Raw genomic sequence first — 26,049 nt, 5'->3', positions numbered from 1 at the left:
TTTTAATTAAATCAAACGGCTACCAAAATAGCCAATCGTAAGCAGAATGATACCTGAAATTGCGTAAATAATCATCCTTTTTCCACGCCAGCCCAATCGCCAATGACCAAAACAAGCAATACCAAAACTAATCCAAGCTAGGAAAGAGAAAATTGCTTTGTGCAGATTTTCTGGGGTCACTGCTTGCAACACATGATAAGTGCCTGAAATTAACGTCAGCGTGAGTAAAACCTCCCCCATCGCAAATAAACAAAAGAAATGGCGTTCTACTGCCATCAATGGCGGAATTGCTGGCGAAAATTGAATTTTACGTTTTTTCAAATTACGGTCTAACCATACCAATTGGATCACATAAAGCGTTGCAATAAAACAAACTGCATAGGTAAATAGCGACAAGCCAATATGGAATAACATCAACGTATTTTGATTAAGCATTTGAATAATGTGGCTTGATAAGAATGTCGCAAAGATCAAGCTAATGATCGAAAACGCATACACTATCGGTAAAACAAACCACATTGTCGAAACGAGAAACATTGAAAGCGTCGCCAATGCCGCAATAATGACGCTCATTAAGGAAGCGATTTGCATTAGCGTAAAACTTTGCCCTGAAGCAAGATCCTCTAGCAGAGGGAACGTGCTGACTGCATGCAGAACAATTGCTGCAAGTGCGGTCAGAAAAAACGGAATTTTACTTTGACTCAACTTCCCTTCTGATGAATTCATCAAAAACGGGGCGATCAACAATAAACTAAGAATGTAAAAAATAATCGAAAAAAGGGCAAACCACATAATGCTTTCTCTTTACTAGGAATTATTCTTATTTTAACGGATCTTTTCTCTAGATCGCCATAATTTTATTTGAAATGATGAAAAACGCCCAAATTTCGGTATAATCACGTCAATTTTTTAAGAAAAAACAGGATTTAAAATGTTTGAAAATTTATCGGATCGCCTTTCCAAAACGCTACGCAACATTAGCGGTAAAGGGCGTTTAACTGAAGATAATATTAAAGAAACCCTACGCGAAGTGCGCATGGCGTTATTAGAAGCCGACGTTGCTTTGCCTGTCGTACGTGAATTTATTGCTAAAGTAAAAGAAAGCGCGTTAGGCGAAGAAGTCAATAAAAGCTTAACACCAGGCCAAGAGTTCTTAAAAATCGTTCAGCGCGAACTCGAAAAAGCCATGGGTGAAGCTAATGAAAGCTTAAACTTGGCGACACAGCCACCCGCAGTTATTTTAATGGCTGGTTTACAAGGTGCGGGTAAAACCACTAGCGTGGGTAAATTAGCAAAATTCTTACGCGAACGTCATAAAAAGAAAGTGCTTGTAGTATCTGCCGACGTATACCGTCCTGCAGCGATCAAACAACTTGAAACCTTAGCGCAATCTGTTGGCGTGGATTTCTTCCCATCTGATGTTAAACAAAAACCGGTAGAGATTGCCAAAGCGGCACTTGCTGACGCCAAACTCAAATTCTACGATGTGTTAATTGTGGATACCGCGGGTCGCTTACACGTTGATAGCGAGATGATGGATGAAATCAAGCAAGTTCATGCGACATTAAATCCAATTGAGACCCTCTTCACCGTTGATGCAATGACCGGTCAAGACGCAGCAAATACAGCAAAAGCCTTCAATGAAGCTTTGCCACTTACTGGGGTTATCTTAACCAAAGTGGATGGTGATGCACGTGGTGGTGCGGCCTTATCTATCCGTCAAATCACCGGCAAACCGATTAAATTCCTAGGTGTGGGCGAAAAAACAGAAGCCCTCGAGCCATTCCATCCTGATCGCGTAGCGTCGCGTATTTTAGGCATGGGTGATGTGCTTTCCCTTATCGAAGATCTTGAACGTTCAGTAGATCGCGAAAAAGCGGAAAAAATGGCACAGAAATTCAAGAAAGGTGATGATTTCACCCTAGACGATTTCCGTGAGCAGCTCCGTGAGATGAAAAAAATGGGCGGCATGATGTCGATGCTTGAAAAATTACCGGGTGCGAAAAACTTACCGGATCATGTCAAAAATCAAGTAGATGACAAAATGTTTATCAAAATGGAAGCCATCATTAATTCCATGACCTTAAAAGAACGTGCCAATCCAGACATTATCAAAGGATCTCGCCGTCGTCGTATTGCATTAGGTTCTGGTACACAAGTGCAAGATGTGAATAAGTTGCTGAAACAATTTGATGAAATGCAACGTATGATGAAAAAAATGCGTAAAGGCGGAATGGCGAAAATGATGCGTGGTATGCAAGGCTTAATGGGCGGAGGCAGCTTAGGTGGCCTTGGTGGTTTAGGCGGTATGTTTAAACGGTAGTTTCTTTATACAAGATCAACCTATAAAATCAAATAGATCAATTAATAATATTCTGAGTTCTGTATATTACAGAACTCAATTATTTTTACTCAAAATTAATTTATTTTTGATAGAAAGTGCGGTCAAAAAATTAAATGTTTTTTGCTATACTTTCCTACAAAATATTCATAATTACTCATTTCAATGAAACAAAAACGCCCTACTTTACAAGATATTGCCGACCATCTCGGGATGACTAAAATGACGGTAAGCCGTTATTTACGCAATCCTGATTCTGTTGCCAAAGATACCCAACAACGTATCGCTGCAGCCATTGAGCAGTTTGGTTATATACCTAATCGTGCACCAGAAATTTTGTCTAATGCAAAGAGTAAAGCTATTGGCGTGTTACTCCCTTCTTTAACTAATCATGTATTTGCTGATGTATTAAAAGGCATTGAACAAGTTGCTGATATTGCAGGTTATCAGACGATGCTTGCGCACTACGGATATAGTGTCAAAAAAGAAGAAGAACGTATTGAAAGTTTACTTTCTTACAATGTGGATGGATTAATTTTATCGGAAAACTACCACTCTTTACGCACGCTTAAAATGATTGAAATCGCCAATATTCCAGTCATTGAAATCATGGATAGCTCACAAGCAGGTATTCAACAAGTCATTGGTTTTGATAATGTTGCTGCAGCACAAGCTATGGTCGAAACCATGATTCAGCGTGGTTATAAAAATATCGTCTATTTCACGGCAAGAATGGATAAACGAACCCAATTAAAAATGCAAGGTTATGAGCAAGCCATGAAAAAATATGGGTTAGAACCTTATAGCTTGATTACAGAAGCCGCGTCTTCTTTCACATTGGGTGGAAAACAGCTACGTAAAATTTTAGAAGAACATCCAGAAACAAACGGGATCTTTTGTACAAATGATGACTTAGCAATTGGAGCATTATTTGAATGTCAGCGATTAGGGATTGCTGTGCCTAAACAGATTGCAATTGCAGGCTTCCATGGTCATGACGTAGGCTTTTCGGTCACACCTCAGCTCGCAACTGTTATGACCCCTCGTTTAGAAATTGGCAAACTTGCCGCACAAGAATTGTTAGCGAGACTGAATAACGAGCCACTAAAAGAAAAAATAATTGATCTAGGATTTAAAATCCATTTAGGTGAAAGCATATAAGCTGTGCGATCAAAAAATACTAATATTTTGACCGCACTTCTTTTATTTTAGATCAGTGGTTTTAATGCCTCTACACAGCGTTCAACCACTTGCTCAAAACGACCAGAAATATCAACATGAATAACATCTGGTTCATCTTGGCCAGGTACTTCCAATGTCTCAAACTGACTTTTTAGCATATCGGTTTTCATATAATGCCCTTTACGCTGTTTCATTCGCTCAAGTACCAGTTCAAAAGTGCCTTCTAAAAATAAGAATTTTACGTTTCCATTCCCTTCACGAATGAGATCGCGATATTTTTTCTTTAATGCAGAACAAATAATGATCCCCACTTCACTTTTTCGCTCTAGACTAAATGCTGCATCACGAATACGCTCCAACCAAGGCGCGCGGTCTTCATCATTTAACGGATGCCCCTCTCTCATTTTGATGATATTCGCTCTAGGATGAAGATCATCACCATCAATTAATTTTATTCCTAAACGATGAGCTACCTCTGTTCCTACGGAGGTTTTCCCCGTACTTGATACGCCCATTAGAATAAAACTTTTTCCCATCTGTTCTTGTTTATGATTCATCATACACCTCTTCAAATTTTCATTTACCATACTCTAATTACAAACAAAATGTTACCAGTAACATTTTATTTTGTGATCAAGATCACAAAATAAATTCATCACCATAATTAACCGCACTTTTAAAGATAAAAATAATGTGAATGAGATCACAATTTTGAAAAGTAATCGTTTACCAAATGTTAAATCAAGCGTATGTTACGGGTAACAATTCAATTCGGAGAACAACCATGCTCATTGCAATTATGATCGTAGCAATCTTATTGCTACTTTTACTCATTATTAAATTCAAAGTTCATGCTTTTGTGGCATTAATTATTGTGAGTTTACTTACCGCACTCGCTGCTCAGATTCCGGTAGATAAAATCCTGCCAACCTTGCTAGGTGGATTTGGTAATACACTGGCAGCAGTTGCCTTATTGGTAGGTTTGGGTGCAATGATTGGTCGACTTCTTGAAATTACTGGCGGAGCCAAAGTGCTTGCAGATTCACTAATCAATAAATTTGGAGAGAAAAAAGCCCCCTTTGCATTAGGTGTTGCTGCACTACTTTTTGGCTTCCCTATTTTCTTTGATGCGGGGCTTGTCGTGATGTTACCTATCGTCTTTAGTGTCGCTAAACGTTTTGGTGGCTCCGTTTTACGTTATGCCTTTCCTGTTGCAGGCGCATTTGCTGTAATGCACGCTTTTTTACCTCCGCATCCTGGTCCAGTAGCTTCTGGTGATTTATTAGGTGTGAATATCGGTTTATTGGTGATTGTGGGCTTAATTTGTGCGATTCCAACATGGTATATCGGTACTTATTTATTTAGCCTATTCATCAGCAAGAAAGTTCATATTGATTTACCAAAAGCATTTTTAAATGCCACTGCAATCAGTGAAACATCTGTGCAAAATCCACCGAGCTTTGCCCGTGTAATAACAATATTATTACTGCCAATTCTGTTGATCTTATTAGACACTGGCTTAAATACATTAAGCGTGGCAAAAGTCATTGATGGATCACAAACCTGGGTTGAAGCACTTCGCTTAATTGGTAAAACACCTGTTGCACTGTTAATCACCTTAATCGTCGCAATTCTGTTACTAAAAGACCAACGTAGTTATGAACAAATTGAAAAAATTTGTGATAATGCCTTGGGCCCTATCTGTTCTATCGTGCTTGTTACGGGGGCAGGCGGAATGTTTGGTGGTGTATTACGTGCCAGTGGTATTGGCGATGTGCTATCTACGATGCTTTCCAATACAGGAATGCCGATCATTGTTGCCGCTTTCGTTATCGCTATGGTAATGCGTGTCGCACAAGGTTCAGCAACCGTTGCTTTAACCACAGCAGCTGCGCTGATTTCTCCTACCGTTGCTGCGGCAACTGACTTAAGCCAATTTGATCTTTGCTTTATTGTGATCGCTATTGCATCAGGGGCTACTGTGCTTTCTCACGTAAATGACTCAGGTTTCTGGCTAATCAGTCGTTTCTTAGAAATGGATACAAAAACGACTTTAAAAACATGGACATTACTCGAAACCTCAATCGGTGTCGTAGGTTTTATTATTGCATTAATTGGAAGTATCATTCTCTAGTCTCTAAATAAAACCTATTTTCTAAAAATTAATATCTTCCATCCTGAGCTTTACCATCGTAAAGCTCAGTCTTTAATAATCTGGTTGATTTTTCTTAGCCTCTATCCTTTCCTTTTAAATTTAATAACGTCATTCATCACCAAAGAAACACATTATTTTGCTCTGCATTCTCCATTACCTGATTAAATTACTCAATTTTAGGTAATTTTGGTAAAACATACCAGATATAATTGCTCAGGTATTCTACTTGGCGTAGAATCTAGGTTCTGATGATTATCTACGACATTTAATCATCAGGAAGTGATATTTTCTAATAATCTAGGAGTGATAAAATGGGACAGTATAAAAAGTTCTGGTACCTATTAGTCGCCGTATTGATTGGAGCCTTCTCCATTCTCGGTTACTATGGGTTCGAAGTTTATCGTGAAGCACCACCAATTCCGCAACAATATGTTTCTGAATCTGGCGAAAAAGTGATTACTCACGATGATATTTTACATGGTCAAACCGCTTGGCAAACCACTGGTGGTATGCAAGTCGGGTCAGTTTGGGGTCATGGTGCATACCAAGCGCCAGACTGGACGGCAGATTGGCTTCACCGTGAATTAACTAACTGGTTGGATATTACAGCGAATCAAGAATTTGGTAAAAACTTCGCTGATTTAAATGATGAACAACAAACCTTATTAAAAGCGCGTCTAACCAAAGAATATCGTGGTAGCAAAGTTGAAAACGGTACCGTTGTGCTTTCAAACACCCGTTTAGCGGCAATGGAAAAAACAGCACAATACTACATCTCTTTATACGGTGATGATCCTGCAACCAAAGTGACCCGTGAACACTTTGCAATGAAGGATAATACTCTTCCTGATTTACAAGCTCGTAAAGACTTAGCTAAATTCTTCTTCTGGACCGCATGGACTGCATCTGCTGAACGTCCAAATACTCATGCAAGTTATACCAATAACTGGCCACACGAGCCGTTAATTAATAACGTGCCAACTCCAGAAAACGTCATTTGGTCTATTGCGAGTGTGGTATTCCTCATTGCAGGTATTGGTTTCGTGGTATGGATTTGGTCATTCAAAAAACGTGAAGATGAAAAAGAACCACCTACACCTGAGTTCGATCCGCTCACAAAATTACAACTTACCCCTTCTCAACGTTCATTAGGTAAATACCTCTTCACTGTGCTTGCACTTTTCCTCTTGCAAGTCACATTAGGTGCCGTTGTCGCACACTACACGGTTGAAGGTCAAGAGTTCTATGGTATTGATATTTCTCAATACTTCCCATATTCATTAGTACGTACATGGCATATTCAAGCAGCCTTATTCTGGATTGCAATGGCATTCTTAGCTGGTGGTTTATTCCTTGCGCCAATCATTAATGGCGGAAAAGATCCGAAATTCCAAAAATTGGGTGTGGATGTTCTCTACTGGGCATTAGTGGTATTAGTCGTCGGTTCATTCACTGGTAGCTACTTAGCGATTGCGCATATTCTTCCAGAAGAATGGAGCTTCATGTTCGGTCACCAAGGCTATGAATTCATTGACTTAGGTCGTTTCTGGCAAGCAGTGAAATTCGCAGGTATCTTATTCTGGTTAGTCTTAATGCTTCGCGGTACAGTGAACGCATTTAAACAACCGGGTGATAAAAACTTATTGGCATTATTCTTCGCTTCCGTAATTGCGATCGGTTTATTCTATGGCCCTGCATTATTCTATGGCGAGCACACTCACATTTCTGTGATGGAATACTGGCGCTGGTGGGTAGTTCACCTATGGGTAGAAGGCTTCTTCGAAGTATTCTCTGTAGCGGCACTTTCATTCATCTTCGTAAGTTTAGGTTTAGTTTCACGTCGTACTGCGACTGTGGCAACCATTACTGAAGCGGCATTGTTCCTAATCGGTGGTATCCCAGGTACTTTCCACCACTTATACTTCGCAGGTGCAACCACTCCGATTATCGCAGTAGGTGCATCATTCTCTGCACTTGAAGTAGTTCCATTAGTGTTATTAGGTCATGAAGCTTGGGAACACTGGGCAATGAAACAAAAAGCACCTTGGATGGATCGCTTAAAATGGCCTCTTTACTGCTTCGTAGCTGTAGCATTCTGGAATATGCTAGGTGCTGGCGTATTTGGTTTCTTAATCAACCCACCAATTTCGCTTTACTATATCCAAGGCTTGAATACCACTGCCGTTCATGCTCACGCTGCATTATTCGGTGTATATGGTTTCTTAGCATTAGGCTTCGTCTTCTTAATTGCTCGTTACTTACGCCCAGATACACCATTTAACGATAAATTAATGAAATGGGGCTTCTGGTTGTTAAATGGCGGTTTAGTGTTAATGATCGTATCAAGCTTATTACCTATCGGTATTATTCAAGGTTATGCAAGTATCTCTGAAGGCTTATGGTATGCTCGTAGTGAAGAATTTATGCAACAACCTCTATTCGATACCCTACGTTGGGTTCGTTTCGGTGGCGACGTTGTCTTCATCTTCGGTGCACTCGCTTTCTTCTGGCAAATCTTTACGATGATTTTCTTTAAACCGAAAAAAGCAGCGTAATTAAATTAATAATCATGCAAAAGCGGCTAAGCAATTAGCCGCTTTTTATTTATAAAAAATCCATTAAATTTTCTGACCGCACTTTGATCTCTATCAAATCATTTACCTTCTTTTAAGTATGATTAAATTCGTCTTTAGATCTATACTTTCTACACTTTTCAACTTTTCTTATAACATTTCAACATGATTGACAATCCATTCAACGCTAGTTGGTCATCAAAAGGCAATACGCTATGTCTAGGTCATTGGGATATTAGTTATCTCGGTTTACCTGTGGTACTGCCAATTGAACGTCGAGATAAAGATATGGGAACAAATAATATTTATAATTTTATGGATCCCGAAGATGAGCTTTATCGAGAAGGCTTAATGGAAGATGATTGGATTGTGGAAAACATCGATTGGCTTTCTGATGTTTTTATCGAGCACAATATTCCTTTAGAAGAAGAAACCATGCGAGCATTCTATCAAGCGGTGAATAAGGAAGATTGGCGCTGTGGTAGCTGTGGTGGATGTATTTAATAGCAAAGTGCGGTCAATTTTTTCACCGTTTTTATACCGAACTGTCATAATAAAAACACTAGGAAATTCAATATTTCTGATATAGAATTCTTCGATTTGTTTTTTAAAAGGGAGAAAAAAGATGAAACTTGTTGAAGTTAAACATCCGCTTGTTAAACATAAATTAGGCGTGATGCGCGAAGCGGATATTGATACCAAAAAATTCCGTGAACTTGCCACTGAAGTAGGCAGCCTACTTACCTATGAAGCCACTGCCGATCTTGAAACAGAAAAAGTAATTATCGAAGGTTGGAATGGCCCAGTTGAAATTGAACGTATTAAAGGTAAAAAAGTCACCGTTGTGCCAATTTTACGTGCAGGCCTAGGCATGATGGACGGTGTATTAGAACATGTTCCAAGTGCTCGTATCAGTGTGGTTGGCATTTACCGTAATGAAGAAACTCTTGAACCCGTTCCTTATTTCCAAAAACTCGCGAGCGATTTAGAAGAACGTTTAGCTATCGTTGTAGACCCAATGCTTGCAACGGGTGGTTCAATGATCTCTACAATTGATCTATTAAAAGCAAAAGGTTGCCAACATATCAAAGTATTAGTATTAGTAGCTGCACCAGAAGGGATCAAAGCATTAGAAAAAGCACATCCAGATATCGAACTTTATTGTGCATCGATTGATGATCACTTAAATGAACAAGGCTACATCATTCCAGGCTTGGGTGATGCAGGCGATAAGATTTTTGGGACGAAATAATTCCCTTTTAATAAGACGGCATTTATGGCCGTCTTTTTTCCGTGCGTGAAAACACAAAAGCTAAAAAAGCATTAAAACCGACCGCACTTTCAGTTAATTCAAACCGAGAGTTGAAACTAAATGAGTAATCAAACTACAACCGCACCTGTTGAGGTGCAAAGCATGGGCAAACAAGCGTTTGTCGGTTTACAGATGTTATTTGTGGCCTTTGGCGCCTTAGTATTAGTCCCCTTAATCACCGGATTAAATTCTAATACAGCCCTTCTAACCGCAGGTATCGGTACACTACTTTTCCAACTTTGTACCGGTAAACAAGTCCCTATTTTCTTAGCCTCCTCTTTTGCCTTTATTGCGCCTATTCAATATGGCGTACAAACTTGGGGCATTCCAACCACAATGGGTGGACTTGCTTGTGCAGGCTTCGTCTATTTCGCACTATCAACTTTAGTAAAATTGCGTGGTAGTGCTGCACTTGAGCGCATCTTCCCGCCTGTTGTTGTAGGTCCCGTAATTATCATTATCGGTATGGGACTTGCACCCGTTGCTGTGGATATGGCATTAGGTAAAAACAGTGCATATAGCTATGAGCATTCGGTATTAGTTTCTATGATTACCTTGGTCACTACCCTTTCTGTTGCGGTATTTGCTAAAGGTATGATGAAACTGATTCCAATTATGTTTGGTATCGTTGCTGGCTATGTGGTTTGTTTATTCCTAGGATTAATTAACTTCCAACCTGTTTTAGATGCAAAATGGTTTGAATTACCTCAATTAACCAAACCAGAATTTAATTTAGAAGCCATTCTTTATATGCTACCCATTGCTATCGCACCAGCCGTTGAACACGTTGGCGGTATTATGGCAATCAGTTCTGTAACAGGTAAAGATTTCCTTAAAAAACCAGGCTTACACCGCACCCTATTAGGCGATGGTGTTGCAACGGCTGCAGCGTCATTAGTAGGTGGTCCACCAAATACCACTTATGCTGAAGTAACGGGTGCTGTAATGCTAACTCGCAACTTTAATCCAAATATTATGACTTGGGCTGCAGTATGGGCAATTGCAATTTCCTTCTGTGGTAAAGTAGGTGTATTCCTTTCTACTATCCCAACCATCGTAATGGGTGGCATTATGATGTTAGTATTCGGTTCGATTGCCGTTGTCGGGATGAGTACCTTAATTAAAGGTAAAGTGGATGTAACTGAACCTCGCAACCTTTGCATCATTTCTGTGGTGATGACTTTCGGGATCGGTAATATGTTTGTCAACGTCGGCGATGCTGTTTCCCTAAAAGGTATCAGCCTTTGCGCTATCGTCGCGATTGTACTGAACTTGATTTTGCCAAAAGCAAAAAATGAAGTAGAATAAAACGTCCCAAACAAAAGGGTTAAATGAAAATTTAGCCCTTTCTTTTTTATTTTAAATCAACTCGTTAATCCGTGAATCAGCAACTTTCTTTACCTATTCATCAAATTGATGATGAAACACTTGAGAATTTTTATAGTGATAATAATGCATTATTGCTCAATTCTTTGCGTCAAAATATGACTGATTTACAGCAACAATTCTTCTACCTTTGGGGAAACCAAAGCGTCGGAAAAACTCATCTTCTACGCGCACTCTGTAATGAATATATTCAGCAACAACGTAGTGCGATTTATGTTCCATTGAGCAAATCACAATATTTCTCCACTGCGGTTTTTGAACATTTAGAACAGCAAGAGTTGGTTTGCCTGGATGATTTACAAGCAGTTATCGGAAATTCAGAATGGGAAATATCTTTATTTGATCTCTTTAACCGTATTAAAGCTAATGGCAAAACCTTATTGGTTGTCAGTGCAGAGCAATCTCCAGCTGCTCTCCCCGTTAAATTACCAGATCTGGCTTCTCGCTTAAAATGGGGAGAAAGTTATCAATTGATTCCACTCAGCGATGAACAAAAACTCGCTGTATTGAAACAAAATGCCCATCAGCGCGGCATTATGCTTTCAGATGATACTGTCAATTTTATATTTACTCGTCTAGATCGTGATATGGCGACATTAAAAGAGGCATTAGTTCAACTCGATAAAGCCTCATTGCAAGCTAAACGAAATCTGACCATTCCTTTTGTGAAATCTATTTTAGGCTTATAAACAGATAAAAAAATAACCGCACTTTTTCAAGTACGGTTAATTTTTTAGTCATTTAATTACCAGCAGTGATGGCAATAACCAACACCGACACTCGGCATTATTGATACAGGAATGCGAGAATAACCCGTATGTTTAGAACGATGATCACTCGCATTCATTTCATTTGGAACGCTATCTCTTTGTGCAACTTTCGCTTTTTCTCGAGCAGTGACAGTATTACCACTTGTTACACGTGCATTATAATCTTGTACAGTATTCATATCATACGCAGCAGCACCATTGCCAATACTTGAAGCTTCCTGAGGTGCAGTACAAGCTGTTAAAACCGATAATGCTGCAATAGAAATTAATTTTTTCATGCCGTTACCTTTTATCACAAATTACTTTATTAAGTGTTTCTCTACCTTCTTTAATCCGCTCATTCGCTTTTTTTCTGACGTTGGGATCTTCATTTTGCTCAATATATTTTGCTACATTGGCATTTTTGATTGCATAAACAGGGATATACTGTGAATGTTTCGTTTCACCTTTTTTATAAATTGTGGCACCTAAAACACTACCATAATACTCGCTAGCATCATTAGGTTTAATGTAATAATTGCTAGAATTTGTTACATCTACACCATCATCACTTTTAAAGCCACTGCAAATCCCAGCGGGTGAAAGGAAGGTTGTTTTTGAAGCGGCAACTTCGTTAAACTTGTATACCTCAAACTCAACACTATTAGCAAGCTCTTCCATGTCTTTTTCAGACTTAGGATCTAAACTTCTTTGGTCTTTTCCATCAATATATTTCACTGTTTCAGAAATATTACTTTCAGAAACATTGACTGAAACATGATTTTCAGGTGTCTTCGCTTTTGTTGCATATACAACACTACTACCTTCGGCTAAAACAACTGATGATGCTAAAACACAAAAAGAGTAAATCCCAATTTTTTTCTTAATATGACTCATAATAATTTGATTTTCTACGTTAATAATTATTTTCGCATAATTCGATGGGTAAATAATCTGGGTCTCGGAAGAAAGTGTACTTCATTCCCGTTAATTCATCAACTTGAATTGGTTCACAATCAATGCTATTTTCCAAAAGATAAGCGACATATTCATCAATATTTTCGACTTTAAATGCTAAATGTCGCAAACCACAAGCCTCTGGAGTGGTTACTCTTGGTGGTGGATTTGGAAAAGAAAACAACTCTACTTGACTCCCATCGGGAAAACTTAAATCTAGTTTATAGCTATCCCTTTCTGCCCGATAAGTTTCATTTAGCTGTTTAGCGCCTAAAATCTCCATATAAAAATGCTTCGAACGTGCATAGTTCGAAGCAATGATCGCAATATGGTGAAAACCTAATAATTGGGGTTTCATTATTTCTCCGGTGTGACACTCTTCGCTTTTTCTTCTTCCTGTAAAGCGAGTGCATCACGTGCTGCACGAATACTTTTCTCAAGCATTGGCACACGAGGATCATCTGGCTCCAATAAACGTAACATCATCGCCCAGGTGACGGCTGCCATTTTATAATCCTCACCTTCAAAATAACTGAAAGCCAGTAAACTTAATGCTTCAGGATTAGAATGATCTTGACGAATAATCTCACGTAAAAGCTGATTACCTTTCAGTTTATCTGTTTGATCTTCAGAAGACATTAACATACGCGCATAAGAAAGCTTATAATCTAAATTATCCGGCTCAAGCTTATTCGCTTGTTGGTAACTATCAAACGCTAATTTTCCATTACCTAAATTCATCCCTACCTGACCTAACAACCACCATTTTTTAGCATCCTTTGGTGTTTTTTGTAAATCCAAACGAAGTGCGGTCGAAAATTGTTGCATTTCTGCATCCGTCATTGGGTTTGTGTCTTCTTCTTTGATTCGTTCAAAGAAATAAGGTAATTTTGCCAATGTTTTTTCCATCATATCCTCGGCTTTCCAAGATCCCAAAGGGAAATAAGCCCCGCCGGCAATAATGGCCAAACCTAATAAACCAGAAACAAACCACAACTTACCGTAATTTTTGGCATTTTTATCGATAGCTTGTGTTTCTTGTTGAGGAATATCTTCCAACAATGTTTTTTGTAGCTCTTGCTTGAGTTGTTCAACATTTTCAACTAAACCCTGTTGATTATCTTGTTCAATCTCTTGCAAACGAGAAAAATATAACGCCTTATTTAATTCATCACGTTTTTTATCTTCTTTCGCTTTAACAGAACGCAACAATGGATAAAAACAAATCAATGCCACCACTAAAGTGAGCGCAATAATACTTAATGCAAAATTCATTATTTATCCTTTTCTTTGAGTAAAGCCGACAAGCGTGCATTCTCTGCATCATCTAAAACAACGTCAGAATTAACCGCACTTGGGCTTTTCGATTTACGTTTAAATATAAATAAAATGCCAACAAATACTAATAAAATTGGTGCAATCCATAACACCATTGTAGCCATTGTCATAGGTGGGTCATAAGTCACGAAATTGCCATAACGTTGGATCATATAATCTACCACTTCATTTCGATTTTTGCCTTCTTGCAACAATTCAAATACTTTGCCACGCATATCAACAGCAATGGTTGCATTAGAATCGGCAATATTGTTATTTTGACATTGTGGACAACGCAGTTCTTGCGTTAATTGATGATAGTCCTTTTCTTGCTCTGGCGAAGCAAAATTTAGCGCATCAATTGCGGCAGTCGCAGAGACGCTCATAAAAAGTGCGGTCAAAAAAAGCCATGATTTTCTCATTATGGTTTCTCCGCTAATTTGTCATAAATAGGCTTCAATGTCTCATTCCAAACACGTTCATTCACATCACCCGCTAAGCGATAATGAATCACACCTTTACCATCTACAATGAATGTTTCCGGTGCGCCATAAACGCCTAAATCTAATGCAAAAGAACCTTTTTCATCTTTAAGCACAAGGCTATAAGGATTGCCCAAATCTTTCAGCCATTTCATCGCTTTTGGCGATTCATCTTTATAATCTAAACCAATGATTGTTACGCCTTGTTTAGCCAATTGATTCAAATATTGATGTTCTGCATAACAAGTTGGACACCAAGTCGCCCACACATTTAAGAGAATTGGTTTACCTTGTTGGAAAATTTCATTACCGTAGGTTTTATTTTCCAATAAATCCGTTAATGTTTTCTGCGGCACAGGTTTTCCTACCAGGGCAGACTCTAATGCTTTCGGATCATCACCTTGTGCATTGCGTCCAAGCTGAACTAAAAAGGCTATAACAACAGCTAGAAAAATAATAAGTGGGATAAGTAGTTTTTTATTCATAACACGATCAATTTACATCTATTTTTAGGGGCTAAATTTAGCCCCTCATCACAATTAAGACTGTTTTACCAAACGACTAAAACGATAACGACGGTCAAACATACAGAGCAAGCCACCTAGCGCCATAAACAATCCACCAATCCAAATCCAGCGGATAAACGGTTTATAGTAAAGGCGAAGCGCCCATGAGTTATCCTCTATTTTTTCACCCAAAGCAACATAAAGATCGCGGGTAAAGCCCCAATCAATTGCCGCTTCAGTCATTGGCATTTTACTGACGGTATAAAAACGTTTTTCAGCAAATAATGTTGCTTCTGGTTTACCATCTTTTGAAATATCAATTTGTGCTTTGCCACCCATATAGTTTGGACCATTTGCATCACTCACGCCGGTAAATTTGAAGTCATAGTCAGCGATCTGCACTGTATCGCCAACGGCCATTCGCACATCGCGCTCTACACTAAAGTTTTGGCTAAATGCAATTCCCCAAACCGTCATTGCCACACCAAGGTGAGCCAAAATCATCCCCCAATGGGAACGGGAAAGCTTGGTAATACCTTTAAAGAACAATTCTCGGTGTGTTGCACGTTGTTTCATTTCATAAAGGCTTAATAACACAATAATGACGGACATCATGGTGCCAAGCACAACACTAACGGTGAGTTTATTGTGTAGGAAATATGGTAAGGCAAAGCCTGCAATCGCCATTACAACCACACTCACTACAACCGGTGTACGAATTTCAGAGAACTGATCACGACGCCATTTAACTAATGGCCCAATACCTAGTAATAAGGCAAATGGGGTCATAATAATCAAGAACATTTGATCAAAGAACGGGGCACCGATCGAAATGGAGCCCAAACCTAATTGTTTGTGAACTAATGGCAATAACGTCCCTAAGAACACCACACAAAGTGCGGTCATTAATAGGATATTATTCAATAACAATAAGGTTTCGCGAGAATAGCGTTCTGCATTATCACGCGAGCGAATTTGGTTTCCTTTGTAAGCATACAAGGTTAAAGAACCACCAATTACCACAACCAAATAAGCAAGAATATATAAACCACGTGTAGGATCTGAAGCAAAGGCGTGTACTGACACTAAGATACCGGAACGAACTAAGAACGTACCCAGTAAGCAAAGTGAGAAAGCAAGGATTGCTAAAAGCACTGTCCAAGCTTTAAAAGAGCCACGTTTTTCAGTAACCGCTAAAGAGTGGATTAATGCGGTTCCTGCAAGCCAAGGCATTAAAGAAGAGTTTTCTACTGGATCCCAGAACCACCAGCCACCCCAGCCTAACTCATAATAGGCCCACCAAGAACCGAGCACGATCCCGAGTGTTAAAAAGACCCAAGCTGCCATCGTCCAAGGACGAGACCATCTTGCCCAAGCGGAGTCTAATTTCCCTGTCATTAATGATGCAATCGCAAAGGCAAAAGCCACAGAAAAACCAACATATCCCATATAAAGCAATGGAGGATGGAAAATCAAGCCCACATCTTGCAACATTGGGTTGAGTTCTCTACCATCTACTGGGAAATCAGGGAATGTACGGGTAAATGGATTTGAGGTAAATAATACGAAGAGTAAGAAGCCGATGCTAATAATCCCCATAATACCCAACACGCGAGCCACGGCTTCTTGTGGTAAGTGTTTGCTAAATAAGGCAACCGCTGCGCCCCAAAGGGTTAATAACCAAATCCAAAGTAATAATGAGCCCTCGTGTGACCCCCACACCGCAGATAAACGATAATAAATCGGCAAGCTGCTGTTAGAGTTATTTACCACATATTGCACACTGAAATCATTAACAGCAAACAGATAGAATAATGCTGCAAAAGCAATGGTTAAACTGAAAAATAAACCATAAGTCATTGGACGAGCCAATGACATTAATTGAGGGTGACCTTTTTCTGCGCCCCATAACGGGAAAATCGCTAAAAAGAATGAAACGGCAAGACTTAAAGCAAGCGCATAATTTCCTAGTTCAGCAATCATTATTGACCTTCTTGCGGTTTTTGCTGGGTTTCTTTATAACGACGATCAGATTCACTCTCGCCTTTTAACTCTGCGCCCATTGGCTTATGTACTTTCTGCATTTTTTCGCCTAATTCTGGTGGTACATAATTTTCATCGTGTTTAGCAAGCACTTCTGTCGCCTCTAATAAAGTTGGCTCTTTTAATACGCCTTGCGCGACGATACCTTGCCCTTCACGGAAAAGATCAGGAAGAATACCTTCGTATTCTACAGTGATCGATGGACCAATATCATTTAAGTCAAAGCGAACTTTTAAGCTTTTTGGATCGCGTTTTACTGTGCCTTCCACAACCATGCCGCCTACACGGATACGTTGCCCCACTTCAGGTTTTTGATCTGCTTTGCCTTCTTTACCTTCAATGACTTCTGATGGCGTATAAAATAAATCGATATTTTGGCGAAGTGCATAAAGGACTAAACCTGTTGCAATCGAAATACCTAAAATCACAAAGATGATGATCGAAAGTCTTGATTTACGTCTTGGATTCATAGCGTATTTCCTTTATTTGCTTGGTTTAAACGGGCTTCACGTTGTTGCTCGCGTAACACTTCTTTTAATACTGCTTTACGTCCTTTGACGCTTTGTATCGCCAAAATGATCATTGCCACAAGGCTAATGCCGTAGGAAAGCCACACGTAAAAACCGTAGCCTCCCATATTGATAAAATCACTCCAACTTTGGAAAAACATTTTCCGCTCCCTAAAATCCTAAAATCCTAAAATAAAAATGAAAAACTATTTTAGCTTACTTGCTAACTCTTTTACCCATGGACGTTTGCTATCTTCTTTTAGCAATTCAACACGATAACGCACGAGCGTAAACCAAATGGATAAAAATAAAAATCCAAAAATACATAAAATCAGTGGAATTAACATCGGCGTTGCAATAGACGGTTTTTCAAACTTCGTGATACTTGCCCCTTGATGTAAAGTATTCCACCACTCTACCGAGAAGTGAATGATTGGTAAATTAACCACACCAACAATACACAAGATACCCGCTGATTTTGCGCCCACCGCACGATCAGAAAATGCAGAGTAAAGGGCTAATACACCGATATATAAGAAGAAAAGAATGAGTTCTGCGGTTAAACGCGCATCCCACACCCACCAGGTTCCCCACATTGGTTTACCCCAAATTGCGCCTGTGACTAGCGCGATAAAGGTAAACATCGCACCAATTGGTGCCATGGCAACCATCGAAAGGTGTGCGGCTTTAATCTGCCAAACTAACGCAATAATCGCTGCAATCGCCATCGAACCATACACGCCCATTGACCAAATCGCCGCCGGCACATGCACATACATAATTCGGAAACTATTGCCTTGCTGATAATCTGCCGGTGCATAAGCTAAGCCCCACACAATGCCAACAGCCAATAATAAAACCGCAATCACACCAAAAAACGGGCTTAATTTGCCACATAAATGATATTGGGTTTCATGTTTTGCGTAAGGATGTAACCACTTCCACATAAAAGATCCTTAATTCCAAAAAATAAAAAACAGTTAAAAATCTGACCGCACTTTCACCGTAATGATGATTAATTATCTAAACTAATTCGTAGTGCCGCTGCAATAGCAAAAGGCGATAAAGTTATCGCGCCAGCCAAAATAGCGCCTAAAATAGCAAGCTGTCCGCCATAAGGGAGGTTTAACGCGGCGGCATCTAAAATTGCTGAGGCAAAAATTAAAACCGGAATGAATAATGGTACCACAAGTAAACTCAGCAATACGCCACCTTTACGTAATCCTACCGTCAATGCCACGCCAATCGCGCCAATGCAGCTTAAAATTGGTGTTCCTACTAGCAAGGTGACCACCAACGCCCACCAAATATTCACTTCCAACGAAAGCAATAAAGCCGCAATAGGTGAAAGTAAAATCAACGGCAAACCAGTTAATAGCCAGTGTGCAACAACTTTTGCGAGTGCCGTTAGCGCTAAAGGTTGAGCCGTAAGCATCAATTGTTCTAAAGAACCATCAATAAAATCATCTCGGAATAAACGCTCAAAAGACAATAACGCAGAAAGCAATGCCGCTACCCAAGCAACCCCTGGTGCAATACGAGAAAGTAACTTAGGATCCGGCCCAATTACCAATGGAAACAGCGTAATCACGATTAAAAAGAACCAAAGCGGGTTCAATATTTCCGCTTGTTTACGGGTCGCAATCTTCAGCTCACGCTTTATAATCTGTAAAAATATCATAAAAATCTAAGAATTATATTTATAATCAGCAAGATTGATTTTTTTCAATAACGTACTTGGTACTTCTTGGTGGCTCGTTAAAATCACCATTCCACCTTTTTTAGCATGATTTTCAAAAAGTGCGGTCAAAACTTCAACCCCTTTTTTGTCTATTGCTGTAAAAGGTTCATCCAAAATCCAAAGAGGTGCTTCCGAGATCCATAATCTCGCCAAGGCAATGCGCTTTTGCTGACCAGCTGAAAGTTGAGCGGCCGGTAAATCTTCGCGACCGAGTAAGCCCACTGTTTCCAGCACATCCCATAAAATATCGGTGCCTTGCTGGCTTTGACTAATCTGCTGATAAAATTTTAAATTTTCCCATGCCGTTAATTCAGGTTTCACACCAGAATGATGGCCGAGATAAAGCAGCTGATGATGATATTCTTCGCGTTGTTTTGTAATCTCGTCTGAATTCCACCGCACTTTACCTTCTACAGGCTGTGCAAGGCCGGCTAAAATCCGTAATAAACTTGTTTTACCGATACCATTATGCCCTTCAATTTGCACGAAATCACCGCTTTGAAATTGCAGTGAAAGATCAGTAAACAATACACGATCGCCCCGTTGGCACGCTAATTGTTCTAATTGAAGTTGATGAGCAGGAAACATAGTCTCAGCCTTAAAAATAAAACCTTGTTAAAAATCAGCGGGTATTCTACCACAAGGGGAAATTTTGACGAGATTTTAAGGGCTAAAAGGTATAACTATTTAGGCGTAGATCGGTGTGTTTATTGATTTAAAACAAATTAAGTTTTCCTAGCCTATTCATCGGATAATCAAATAATTAAAAGATTTACTGATCTAAATCAAATTTTCTGCTACCATTTAGCTACTTTTTGATGTTGTTTTATCAAAAACATTACCTTAACTTCATTTAAAAAAGGAACATATTATGTCTTATACTCTACCTGAATTAGGTTACGCTTATGATGCGTTAGAACCACATTTTGATGCACAAACAATGGAAATTCATCACACTAAACATCACCAAGCTTATGTAAACAATGCTAACGCGGTGTTAGAAACTTTACCTGCTGAATTTTCTGAAATGTGCTCAGGTCAATTAATCAGCCAATTAGACAAAATCCCAGCTGAAAAACGTACTGCATTACGTAACAACGCAGGCGGTCACGCAAACCACAGCTTATTCTGGAAATCATTGAAAAAAGACACCACTTTACAGGGTGAGTTAAAAGCAGCTATCGAACGTGATTTCGGTTCTGTAGAAAACTTTAAAGCTGAATTTGAAAAAGCAGCAGCAACTCGTTTTGGTTCAGGCTGGGCGTGGTTAGTGATCAACCAAGGTAAATTATCTGTTGTATCAACAGCAAACCAAGATTCTCCATTAATGGGTAAAGAAATCGCAGGTTGTGAAGGTTTCCCACTTTTAGGTTTAGATGTTTGGGAACACGCTTACTACTTGAAATTCCAAAACCGTCGTCCAGACTACATCAAAGAATTCTGGAACGTAGTGAACTGGGATTTCGTTGCGGAGCGTTTAGCTAAAAAATTAGCAGATTGCGGATGTGCAGCTAAATAATAGCTTCTCAAAATATATAAAAAAATCGCCTATTTGTAGGCGATTTTTTTATTGGTTAAATCCAACGTCTGACTTTTTTCTTATAAGCCAAATAAGACTCACCAAACTTCTTCTCTAGCCAGTATTCTTCAGGTTTAATTTGCCATTGTGTGATGAAGTAAATAAACAGAAAAACACCGAGAAAACTGACCGCATTTTGCAAATAAACCGCCCATGCCACTAACAAACCCGCTAAGCTTAAATACATGGGATTACGGCTAAAACGATAAATACCATTTGCCACAAACACATTACTTTTTTCTAAGTGAATTGGATTGATATTCGCTTTACTTTTATAGAATTGCCAAAGGCTGAAAAAAGCAATAGCAGAAGAAACCAATACAATCAAATAAACTACTAATACATTGATTTCGAAAGGATAAGGATTAGGCAAATATGCCATGATAAGTGCACAGCCAATAAAAATGACGGGGGGTGGCACAATAGGTTTCTGAATCATAAGATCAAAAATCTAATAAAAAAGCCCGAGCAATTCGGGCTAAATTAAAATATTACAGATTATTTAATTTCATCTGCGCCATTTGTTTTTCTAACGGGTTACCGCTTTTTTGTGCATTCTCAAAGCTTGCTTTAGCACCATTCACATCGCCTTTTGCGACTTGAATATCGCCCGCTAAAAGATCTTTACGTGCACTAAAGCCTTGGCTTTTCACTTGATTTAGACTTGCTAATGCTGCATCAAATTGACCTTGTTGGAATTGCACCGCAGACAAACGAAGCGCTGCAAGAGAAGTTAAGATATCATCTTGTGATTGAGCAATCGCTTGTTTTAAGCTATTTTCAGCAGAGGCGTAATCTTGTTTTGCAACAAAACCTTTTGCTTCATCTAATAAGCTAAATACCGCATAGCTGGTTTTATCATGCGCTTTCACAAATTCAGCCACTTTAGCTTGTTGTGCAGCAGCATCTTTGTTTGCAGTATAAACTAGAGCATCATATTCAGCAGACGCTTGCATAATTTGATTGGCTTGATAAGACTGCCAATAACGCCAGCCCAACATCCCGCCTACGCCAAGAATAAAAGCGGCAATAATGGTTTTGCCATTGTCTTTCCACCACTCTTTTAACTGGTTCAGTTCTTGTTCTTCTTCAATGGTATATGCCATTTTCCTATCCTTCTAAAATTAAAATTGGGCTTTCACGTGTTCAATTAAATTGTCCACATCAATGGTTTGCTGCTCTGCTCCGCCAAGTAAGTGTTTTACCACAACTTGATTATTTTGCACTTCACTTTCGCCAAGTACAAGGGCTAGAGTCGCACCAGACTTATCTGCGCGTTTAAATTGTTTTTTAAAGTTACCGCCACTGCAATGTAACATTGTGCTTAAGTGCGGTAATTCTGAGCGAAGTTTTTCAGCTAGTTGGAATGCGGCTAATGTTGTACCTTCACCTTGATAAACAACGTAAATATCTACCGCACTTTTTACCGGAATAGATTTATTCACTTCTTGAACGAGTAGCACTAAACGCTCTAAGCCCATTGCGAAACCGACACCACTTGTTGCGTGGCCGCCAAGTTGTTCAACTAAGCCGTCATAGCGTCCACCACCACATACGGTCCCTTGCGCCCCTAATGCGGATGTCACCCATTCAAATACGGTTTTATTATAATAGTCTAAACCACGTACCAATTTGGGATTAATTTCATATTGAATGCCAACTGCATCTAATAGACCGCATAACTGCGCAAAATGCTCGCGACTTTCATCGTCTAAATAATCCAATAATTTTGGCGCGCCGTCCAATACATCTTGTAATGCTTGATTCTTAGTATCCAAAATACGTAATGGATTTTTTACAAGACGTTCTTTCTCTTCTTCGCTCATTAAATCTTGGTGATTTTCTAAGAAGGCCACTAATGCAGAACGATAGTTTGCACGTGCTTCTAATGAACCAATCGAATTTAATTGAAGAGAAACATGTTGATCAATACCTAACGCTTTCCATAAACGTGCAGTTAAAATAATTAACTCCGCATCAATTTCAGCGGTTGCGATACCAAATACTTCGACACCTGCTTGGTGGAATTGACGGTAACGACCTTTTTGTGGACGTTCATGGCGGAACATTGGCCCCATATACCATAAACGTTGTTCATTGTTGTAAATCCAACCGTGTTCAATCGCAGCACGCACGCATCCTGCCGTACCTTCTGGGCGAAGTGTTAATTGTTCATCATTATCCCAGAATGTATACATTTCTTTTGAGACAACATCTGTGACTTCACCGATTGCACGAGCAAATAATGGCGTACTTTCCACGATTGGCATACGCACTTCTGAATAGCCGTAGCTACTTAAAATTTGGCGAACCTGCCCTTCAATCCATTGCCAAAGTGGAGATTCAGTTGGGGAACAGTCATTCATCCCACGAATTGCTTGAATATTTTTTGCCACGAGTTTTCCTTAAATAATTCGATTTTTTGGATCTTGTTGTGCAACTTTGGCACGAATTTTTGCTTCTAATTGGTCAATAATCGCGTCGTTGTCAAAACGTTCTTTTTGACGCTCGCCATCTAAATAATAGCCACTTTTCTTATTACCACCAGTCACGCCAAGGTCAGACACTAATGCTTCACCTGGGCCATTTACCACACAACCGATAATAGACACATCCATTGGGGTGATAATATCCTCTAAACGTTGTTCCAGTGCATTCACCGTGCCGATAACATCAAACTCTTGACGAGAGCAAGTTGGGCAAGCAATAAAATTAATCCCGCGAGAACGAATACGTAACGATTTCAAAATATCAAAACCAACTTTGATTTCTTCTACAGGATCGGCGGCTAAAGAGACACGCAAGGTATCACCAATGCCTTCCGCTAACAACATCCCTAAACCAATCGCTGACTTCACAGAGCCCGCACGCGCGCCACCTGCTTCTGTAATACCTAAATGCAACGGCTGTTTAATGGCTTTTGCCAATAAACGGTAAGATTCTACCGCAAGGAAGACATCGGATGCTTTTACGCTCACTTTAAATTGATCGAAGTTTAAACGATCCAAGATCTCAACGTGGCGTAACGCTGATTCTAATAAGGCTTCTGGTGTTGGTTCACCATATTTCTCTTGAATATCTTTTTCTAATGAGCCAGCATTGACACCAATACGGATCGGGATATTTTTATCACGCGCGCAATCCACCACTGCACGAATACGATCTTCACGACCGATATTGCCTGGATTAATACGTAAGCAATCCACCCCATATTCAGCCACTTTTAACGCAATACGATAGTCAAAATGAATATCCGCCACTAATGGCACATTCACTTGCTGTTTAATGATTTTAAAGGCTTCGGCTGCATCCATGGTCGGAACAGAAACACGCACGATATCTGCGCCCACACGTTCCAAAGATTTAATCTGTGCAACGGTCGCTTCAACATCAGTTGTGCGAGTATTTGTCATGGATTGTACGGCAATCGGTGCATCACCACCGATTGGTACATTGCCCACATAAATTTTTGTCGATTCACGACGTTTGATAGTAGGTTTTACTGCTGACATTCTTTCGTAAATTATTCGTTAAGGTTTTGGTAATTTAAATTTAGCCACACGGCCATCAACTGTAAGCGGATACGCTTCGCCTTTATAAGTAATGCGAACGTTACCTGGCGCACCAATAATCAAAGCATATTCGTCACCATTAAAGGTTAAAACTTCGCCTTGTTTATATTCTTTTTGCGCTAATACTTTACGCTTTTGGTCTTTCACACTAATCCAGCTTGAATTTTTCGTGATCTCAATAACGAGATCGCCTTTCGCTGTAGTTGGTGCTTCAGAAATAGCGGGGTTTTCAACCGCACTTTGTGTATCTGGCACAGTTTGCTCTGTTGTTGGTTCAGTGTTAGGTAACGTTTGTTCCACAACAGGTGCTTGGGCTTGTTCAACGGTAGGTGCTGAAGTTGCAGCGGTTGAAACTTCTGCATTTACTAGTTGAGCTTGATTTTCTTGAGTCGTTGAAACAGCGGGTTCAGCAGCATTATTTGTTTTTTCCGCTACAGACGTAGTTTCATTGCTTGACACCGCAGGCTGACTATTTACTGTTACTGGAATTTCATTCGAATGAGTAGCCGGTAGCTCTGCTGTTTTTTCTTTTTCAACGTAGGTTTGCACTAAATTATCACGTTCTTCGTTTGATTTTTGATAATTTTGCCACCACCATAAGCCAGTCATTCCAACAGCAGCGAGTAAAATAATCGTTGTGAGTGTGCCTACCCAACGGCTGTGAGAAGAATATTGGTTAACTGAACGCGTCGCACGTGTATTTTTACTTAAATCATTTTTATGTGCTTCACCAAAAGTTAAATGAGCCCATTCAGCATCAGGAATACGTAAAAATTTCGCATAACTACGTACGTAACCTCTCAAAAAGGTTGAAGGTACATTTTTTTGGACAAATTCATTATTTTCTAATTTTGCCAAAATGCTTGGACGTAAAGAAATTGCCTTTGCCACATCTTCTAAAGAAAGATTTAATGCTTCGCGTGTTTGGCGAAGTTTATCCCCAAAGGAGATTTCAGTTGTTTCAGTTTGTTCGACGATTGTATTCATAGGTATAAAAATAGAGAAATAGAAATAAAAAACTAAATACCAAATTTTAAAGTCGAAAGGGGCTTTTGGCAATGATTATTTGAGCGTACGGAGCTTTTCCGCTCTAGAAGGATCAACTTGGCGCAATTTCTCCAACGCTTGTTGATAAACATCGGTTTGTTTTCCAGCAAAAGCACAAAGTGCCATGTTTTCGTAAGTATCTGCTTGATGATAATAATTTGGTGCAGCAAGAGCTGCATTAAATTGTGAATAAGCTTGTTCAAACTCACCTTGCCCACATAAAAATGCACCAAAGTTGTTATACACATCGCCTTGCTTATCATCTAACTTAATCGCCTGTAAATAAGCTTGCTTCGCTTTTTCCGTATCGCCTTGTAATTGATAAAAATGCGCAAGTGCCGAGTGCACAAGATAATAGCGGTCATCATGTTCAAAGGCTTTATCTAAATTCAGTTTTGCTTGAACAAAATCCTCTTGTTGCAGATAGCCTAATGCCAACTCAACGCGTGCTTTTGCTGCTTGTTGTTTATTAAAGTCAACTGAAGACTGAGAGACGCAAGCTGAAAAAATAAAAGGAAAAATGACCGCACTTAGAATGTTAATTGGGATTAATTTCATCTTATCACTCCTCTATCTTATCACTCTTCTCCAGGTCATT

Annotated in this window: 29 protein-coding genes; 9 read left to right on the top strand and 20 right to left on the bottom strand. The window is 39.4% G+C overall.

Annotated elements, in window-relative coordinates; translation table 11 throughout:
- Positions 1 to 6 precede the first annotated feature (6 nt).
- Entirely contained in the window at positions 7 to 792 is a 786-nt protein-coding gene (locus A9500_RS03500; protein WP_065243905.1) for an inner membrane protein YpjD, read from the bottom strand.
- A gap of 139 nt (positions 793 to 931) precedes the next feature.
- On the opposite strand from A9500_RS03500, the gene ffh reads away from it, so the two are divergent.
- Together ffh and gntR are read left to right on the top strand one after the other, a co-directional pair.
- Positions 932 to 2,323: a signal recognition particle protein gene (gene ffh / locus A9500_RS03495; protein WP_065243904.1), complete on the top strand. Its 1,392-nt coding sequence runs from the start codon at positions 932 to 934 to the stop codon at positions 2,321 to 2,323.
- A gap of 183 nt (positions 2,324 to 2,506) precedes the next feature.
- On the top strand, positions 2,507 to 3,502 hold the full coding sequence (gene gntR / locus A9500_RS03490; RefSeq protein WP_049374634.1) for a gluconate operon transcriptional repressor GntR: 996 nt from the start codon (positions 2,507 to 2,509) through the stop codon (positions 3,500 to 3,502).
- A 47-nt stretch (positions 3,503 to 3,549) separates the two neighbouring features.
- Here gntR and A9500_RS03485 read toward each other — a convergent pair whose 3' ends face one another.
- Positions 3,550 to 4,080, bottom strand: a complete 531-nt coding sequence (locus A9500_RS03485) for a gluconokinase (RefSeq protein ID WP_239660608.1) — start codon at positions 4,078 to 4,080, stop codon at positions 3,550 to 3,552.
- Positions 4,081 to 4,307: 227 nt separating this feature from the next.
- Between A9500_RS03485 and A9500_RS03480 the strand changes: the two genes are divergently transcribed.
- The 6 genes from A9500_RS03480 (at position 4,308) to hda (ending at position 11,638) form a co-directional block, all read left to right on the top strand.
- Entirely contained in the window at positions 4,308 to 5,657 is a 1,350-nt protein-coding gene (locus A9500_RS03480; protein WP_049374633.1) for a GntP family permease, read from the top strand.
- A gap of 332 nt (positions 5,658 to 5,989) precedes the next feature.
- On the top strand, positions 5,990 to 8,233 hold the full coding sequence (locus A9500_RS03475) for a nitric-oxide reductase large subunit (RefSeq protein WP_049385003.1): 2,244 nt from the start codon (positions 5,990 to 5,992) through the stop codon (positions 8,231 to 8,233).
- Positions 8,234 to 8,416: 183 nt separating this feature from the next.
- Entirely contained in the window at positions 8,417 to 8,755 is a 339-nt protein-coding gene (locus A9500_RS03470) for a hypothetical protein (RefSeq protein WP_049374631.1), read from the top strand.
- A gap of 121 nt (positions 8,756 to 8,876) precedes the next feature.
- Positions 8,877 to 9,503, top strand: coding sequence for a uracil phosphoribosyltransferase (upp, locus tag A9500_RS03465; RefSeq protein WP_005695610.1), 627 nt, complete (start codon positions 8,877 to 8,879; stop codon positions 9,501 to 9,503).
- Between the two features lie 120 nt (positions 9,504 to 9,623).
- The gene (locus A9500_RS03460) at positions 9,624 to 10,871 is read left to right on the top strand and encodes an NCS2 family protein (protein WP_065243903.1); all 1,248 of its coding nucleotides are present in this window, start codon (positions 9,624 to 9,626) and stop codon (positions 10,869 to 10,871) included.
- A gap of 71 nt (positions 10,872 to 10,942) precedes the next feature.
- Positions 10,943 to 11,638, top strand: a complete 696-nt coding sequence (gene hda / locus A9500_RS03455; RefSeq protein WP_065243902.1) for a DnaA regulatory inactivator Hda — start codon at positions 10,943 to 10,945, stop codon at positions 11,636 to 11,638.
- Positions 11,639 to 11,694: 56 nt separating this feature from the next.
- Here hda and A9500_RS03450 read toward each other — a convergent pair whose 3' ends face one another.
- From A9500_RS03450 to ccmA, 12 genes are all read right to left on the bottom strand, one after another.
- Positions 11,695 to 12,015, bottom strand: coding sequence for a hypothetical protein (locus A9500_RS03450; RefSeq protein WP_257005664.1), 321 nt, complete (start codon positions 12,013 to 12,015; stop codon positions 11,695 to 11,697).
- Positions 12,002 to 12,595: a hypothetical protein gene (locus A9500_RS03445; RefSeq protein ID WP_065243900.1), complete on the bottom strand. Its 594-nt coding sequence runs from the start codon at positions 12,593 to 12,595 to the stop codon at positions 12,002 to 12,004. Before A9500_RS03445 ends, A9500_RS03450 begins: the two co-directional genes overlap by 14 nt.
- A 19-nt stretch (positions 12,596 to 12,614) precedes the next feature.
- Positions 12,615 to 13,013 carry a VOC family protein gene (locus tag A9500_RS03440; protein WP_065243899.1) on the bottom strand — a complete coding sequence of 133 codons (399 nt, stop codon included), beginning with the start codon at positions 13,011 to 13,013 and terminating at the stop codon, positions 12,615 to 12,617.
- Positions 13,013 to 13,930 (bottom strand): c-type cytochrome biogenesis protein CcmI, encoded by a 918-nt coding sequence (gene ccmI / locus A9500_RS03435; protein WP_065243898.1) that lies wholly within the window; start codon positions 13,928 to 13,930, stop codon positions 13,013 to 13,015. The genes A9500_RS03440 and ccmI overlap by 1 nt, the downstream gene beginning before the upstream one ends.
- The gene (locus A9500_RS03430; protein WP_065243897.1) at positions 13,930 to 14,394 is read right to left on the bottom strand and encodes a cytochrome c-type biogenesis protein; all 465 of its coding nucleotides are present in this window, start codon (positions 14,392 to 14,394) and stop codon (positions 13,930 to 13,932) included. Before A9500_RS03430 ends, ccmI begins: the two co-directional genes overlap by 1 nt.
- Positions 14,394 to 14,939: a DsbE family thiol:disulfide interchange protein gene (locus A9500_RS03425; protein WP_065243896.1), complete on the bottom strand. Its 546-nt coding sequence runs from the start codon at positions 14,937 to 14,939 to the stop codon at positions 14,394 to 14,396. The genes A9500_RS03430 and A9500_RS03425 overlap by 1 nt, the downstream gene beginning before the upstream one ends.
- A gap of 54 nt (positions 14,940 to 14,993) precedes the next feature.
- Positions 14,994 to 16,943 (bottom strand): heme lyase CcmF/NrfE family subunit, encoded by a 1,950-nt coding sequence (locus tag A9500_RS03420; protein WP_065243895.1) that lies wholly within the window; start codon positions 16,941 to 16,943, stop codon positions 14,994 to 14,996.
- On the bottom strand, positions 16,943 to 17,473 hold the full coding sequence (gene ccmE / locus A9500_RS03415; protein ID WP_065243894.1) for a cytochrome c maturation protein CcmE: 531 nt from the start codon (positions 17,471 to 17,473) through the stop codon (positions 16,943 to 16,945). Before ccmE ends, A9500_RS03420 begins: the two co-directional genes overlap by 1 nt.
- Complete coding sequence (gene ccmD, locus A9500_RS03410; protein ID WP_005699972.1) at positions 17,470 to 17,673, bottom strand: heme exporter protein CcmD; 204 nt, start codon at positions 17,671 to 17,673, stop codon at positions 17,470 to 17,472. The genes ccmE and ccmD overlap by 4 nt, the downstream gene beginning before the upstream one ends.
- Positions 17,674 to 17,718: 45 nt before the next feature.
- On the bottom strand, positions 17,719 to 18,459 hold the full coding sequence (locus A9500_RS03405; protein ID WP_065243893.1) for a heme ABC transporter permease: 741 nt from the start codon (positions 18,457 to 18,459) through the stop codon (positions 17,719 to 17,721).
- A 68-nt stretch (positions 18,460 to 18,527) separates the two neighbouring features.
- Positions 18,528 to 19,193 (bottom strand): heme exporter protein CcmB, encoded by a 666-nt coding sequence (ccmB, locus tag A9500_RS03400; protein WP_014063992.1) that lies wholly within the window; start codon positions 19,191 to 19,193, stop codon positions 18,528 to 18,530.
- Positions 19,194 to 19,199: 6 nt separating this feature from the next.
- Entirely contained in the window at positions 19,200 to 19,841 is a 642-nt protein-coding gene (gene ccmA / locus A9500_RS03395) for a cytochrome c biogenesis heme-transporting ATPase CcmA (protein ID WP_014063993.1), read from the bottom strand.
- Positions 19,842 to 20,124: 283 nt separating this feature from the next.
- Between ccmA and sodA the strand changes: the two genes are divergently transcribed.
- Positions 20,125 to 20,772 carry a superoxide dismutase [Mn] gene (gene sodA, locus A9500_RS03390; protein ID WP_065243892.1) on the top strand — a complete coding sequence of 216 codons (648 nt, stop codon included), beginning with the start codon at positions 20,125 to 20,127 and terminating at the stop codon, positions 20,770 to 20,772.
- A 55-nt stretch (positions 20,773 to 20,827) separates the two neighbouring features.
- Here the strand turns inward: sodA and A9500_RS03385 are convergent, their stop codons facing one another.
- The 6 genes from A9500_RS03385 to pilW all read right to left on the bottom strand — a co-directional run bounded on the left by A9500_RS03385 (position 20,828) and on the right by pilW (position 26,009).
- Entirely contained in the window at positions 20,828 to 21,271 is a 444-nt protein-coding gene (locus A9500_RS03385; RefSeq protein WP_065243891.1) for an isoprenylcysteine carboxylmethyltransferase family protein, read from the bottom strand.
- A gap of 52 nt (positions 21,272 to 21,323) precedes the next feature.
- Complete coding sequence (locus A9500_RS03380) at positions 21,324 to 21,938, bottom strand: YfgM family protein (RefSeq protein WP_049356996.1); 615 nt, start codon at positions 21,936 to 21,938, stop codon at positions 21,324 to 21,326.
- Positions 21,939 to 21,956: 18 nt separating this feature from the next.
- A complete protein-coding gene (gene hisS / locus A9500_RS03375; protein ID WP_065243890.1) occupies positions 21,957 to 23,228 on the bottom strand; it encodes a histidine--tRNA ligase in 1,272 nt (423 codons plus the stop codon).
- A 9-nt stretch (positions 23,229 to 23,237) separates the two neighbouring features.
- Positions 23,238 to 24,344, bottom strand: a complete 1,107-nt coding sequence (gene ispG / locus A9500_RS03370) for a flavodoxin-dependent (E)-4-hydroxy-3-methylbut-2-enyl-diphosphate synthase (protein ID WP_065243889.1) — start codon at positions 24,342 to 24,344, stop codon at positions 23,238 to 23,240.
- Between the two features lie 18 nt (positions 24,345 to 24,362).
- On the bottom strand, positions 24,363 to 25,391 hold the full coding sequence (locus A9500_RS03365) for a RodZ family helix-turn-helix domain-containing protein (protein ID WP_065243912.1): 1,029 nt from the start codon (positions 25,389 to 25,391) through the stop codon (positions 24,363 to 24,365).
- 75 nt (positions 25,392 to 25,466) lie between these two features.
- Positions 25,467 to 26,009, bottom strand: a complete 543-nt coding sequence (gene pilW / locus A9500_RS03360) for a type IV pilus biogenesis/stability protein PilW (protein WP_065243888.1) — start codon at positions 26,007 to 26,009, stop codon at positions 25,467 to 25,469.
- Between the last annotated feature and the right edge of the window lie 40 nt (positions 26,010 to 26,049).

The organism is Haemophilus sp. CCUG 60358 (assembly GCF_001679485.1).
Classification (GTDB): Bacteria; Pseudomonadota; Gammaproteobacteria; order Enterobacterales; family Pasteurellaceae; genus Haemophilus_D.
Note: the sequence above shows the minus strand (reverse complement) of the source record. Positions and strands in the feature narration are given on the sequence as shown.

Excerpts from the sequence above, each read along its gene's own strand:
- A9500_RS03500 (WP_065243905.1), bottom strand. The coding sequence starts at position 792 with ATGTGGTTTGCCCTTTTTTCGATTATTTTTTACATTCTTAGTTTATTG.
- ffh (WP_065243904.1), top strand. The coding sequence starts at position 932 with ATGTTTGAAAATTTATCGGATCGCCTTTCCAAAACGCTACGCAACATT.
- gntR (WP_049374634.1), top strand. The coding sequence starts at position 2,507 with ATGAAACAAAAACGCCCTACTTTACAAGATATTGCCGACCATCTCGGG.
- A9500_RS03485 (WP_239660608.1), bottom strand. The coding sequence starts at position 4,080 with ATGAATCATAAACAAGAACAGATGGGAAAAAGTTTTATTCTAATGGGC.
- A9500_RS03480 (WP_049374633.1), top strand. The coding sequence starts at position 4,308 with ATGCTCATTGCAATTATGATCGTAGCAATCTTATTGCTACTTTTACTC.
- A9500_RS03475 (WP_049385003.1), top strand. The coding sequence starts at position 5,990 with ATGGGACAGTATAAAAAGTTCTGGTACCTATTAGTCGCCGTATTGATT.
- A9500_RS03470 (WP_049374631.1), top strand. The coding sequence starts at position 8,417 with ATGATTGACAATCCATTCAACGCTAGTTGGTCATCAAAAGGCAATACG.
- upp (WP_005695610.1), top strand. The coding sequence starts at position 8,877 with ATGAAACTTGTTGAAGTTAAACATCCGCTTGTTAAACATAAATTAGGC.
- A9500_RS03460 (WP_065243903.1), top strand. The coding sequence starts at position 9,624 with ATGAGTAATCAAACTACAACCGCACCTGTTGAGGTGCAAAGCATGGGC.
- A9500_RS03445 (WP_065243900.1), bottom strand. The coding sequence starts at position 12,595 with ATGAGTCATATTAAGAAAAAAATTGGGATTTACTCTTTTTGTGTTTTA.
- A9500_RS03440 (WP_065243899.1), bottom strand. The coding sequence starts at position 13,013 with ATGAAACCCCAATTATTAGGTTTTCACCATATTGCGATCATTGCTTCG.
- ccmI (WP_065243898.1), bottom strand. The coding sequence starts at position 13,930 with ATGAATTTTGCATTAAGTATTATTGCGCTCACTTTAGTGGTGGCATTG.
- A9500_RS03430 (WP_065243897.1), bottom strand. The coding sequence starts at position 14,394 with ATGAGAAAATCATGGCTTTTTTTGACCGCACTTTTTATGAGCGTCTCT.
- A9500_RS03425 (WP_065243896.1), bottom strand. The coding sequence starts at position 14,939 with ATGAATAAAAAACTACTTATCCCACTTATTATTTTTCTAGCTGTTGTT.
- A9500_RS03420 (WP_065243895.1), bottom strand. The coding sequence starts at position 16,943 with ATGATTGCTGAACTAGGAAATTATGCGCTTGCTTTAAGTCTTGCCGTT.
- ccmE (WP_065243894.1), bottom strand. The coding sequence starts at position 17,473 with ATGAATCCAAGACGTAAATCAAGACTTTCGATCATCATCTTTGTGATT.
- ccmD (WP_005699972.1), bottom strand. The coding sequence starts at position 17,673 with ATGTTTTTCCAAAGTTGGAGTGATTTTATCAATATGGGAGGCTACGGT.
- A9500_RS03405 (WP_065243893.1), bottom strand. The coding sequence starts at position 18,459 with ATGTGGAAGTGGTTACATCCTTACGCAAAACATGAAACCCAATATCAT.
- ccmB (WP_014063992.1), bottom strand. The coding sequence starts at position 19,193 with ATGATATTTTTACAGATTATAAAGCGTGAGCTGAAGATTGCGACCCGT.
- ccmA (WP_014063993.1), bottom strand. The coding sequence starts at position 19,841 with ATGTTTCCTGCTCATCAACTTCAATTAGAACAATTAGCGTGCCAACGG.
- sodA (WP_065243892.1), top strand. The coding sequence starts at position 20,125 with ATGTCTTATACTCTACCTGAATTAGGTTACGCTTATGATGCGTTAGAA.
- A9500_RS03385 (WP_065243891.1), bottom strand. The coding sequence starts at position 21,271 with ATGATTCAGAAACCTATTGTGCCACCCCCCGTCATTTTTATTGGCTGT.
- A9500_RS03380 (WP_049356996.1), bottom strand. The coding sequence starts at position 21,938 with ATGGCATATACCATTGAAGAAGAACAAGAACTGAACCAGTTAAAAGAG.
- ispG (WP_065243889.1), bottom strand. The coding sequence starts at position 24,344 with ATGTCAGCAGTAAAACCTACTATCAAACGTCGTGAATCGACAAAAATT.
- A9500_RS03365 (WP_065243912.1), bottom strand. The coding sequence starts at position 25,391 with ATGAATACAATCGTCGAACAAACTGAAACAACTGAAATCTCCTTTGGG.
- pilW (WP_065243888.1), bottom strand. The coding sequence starts at position 26,009 with ATGAAATTAATCCCAATTAACATTCTAAGTGCGGTCATTTTTCCTTTT.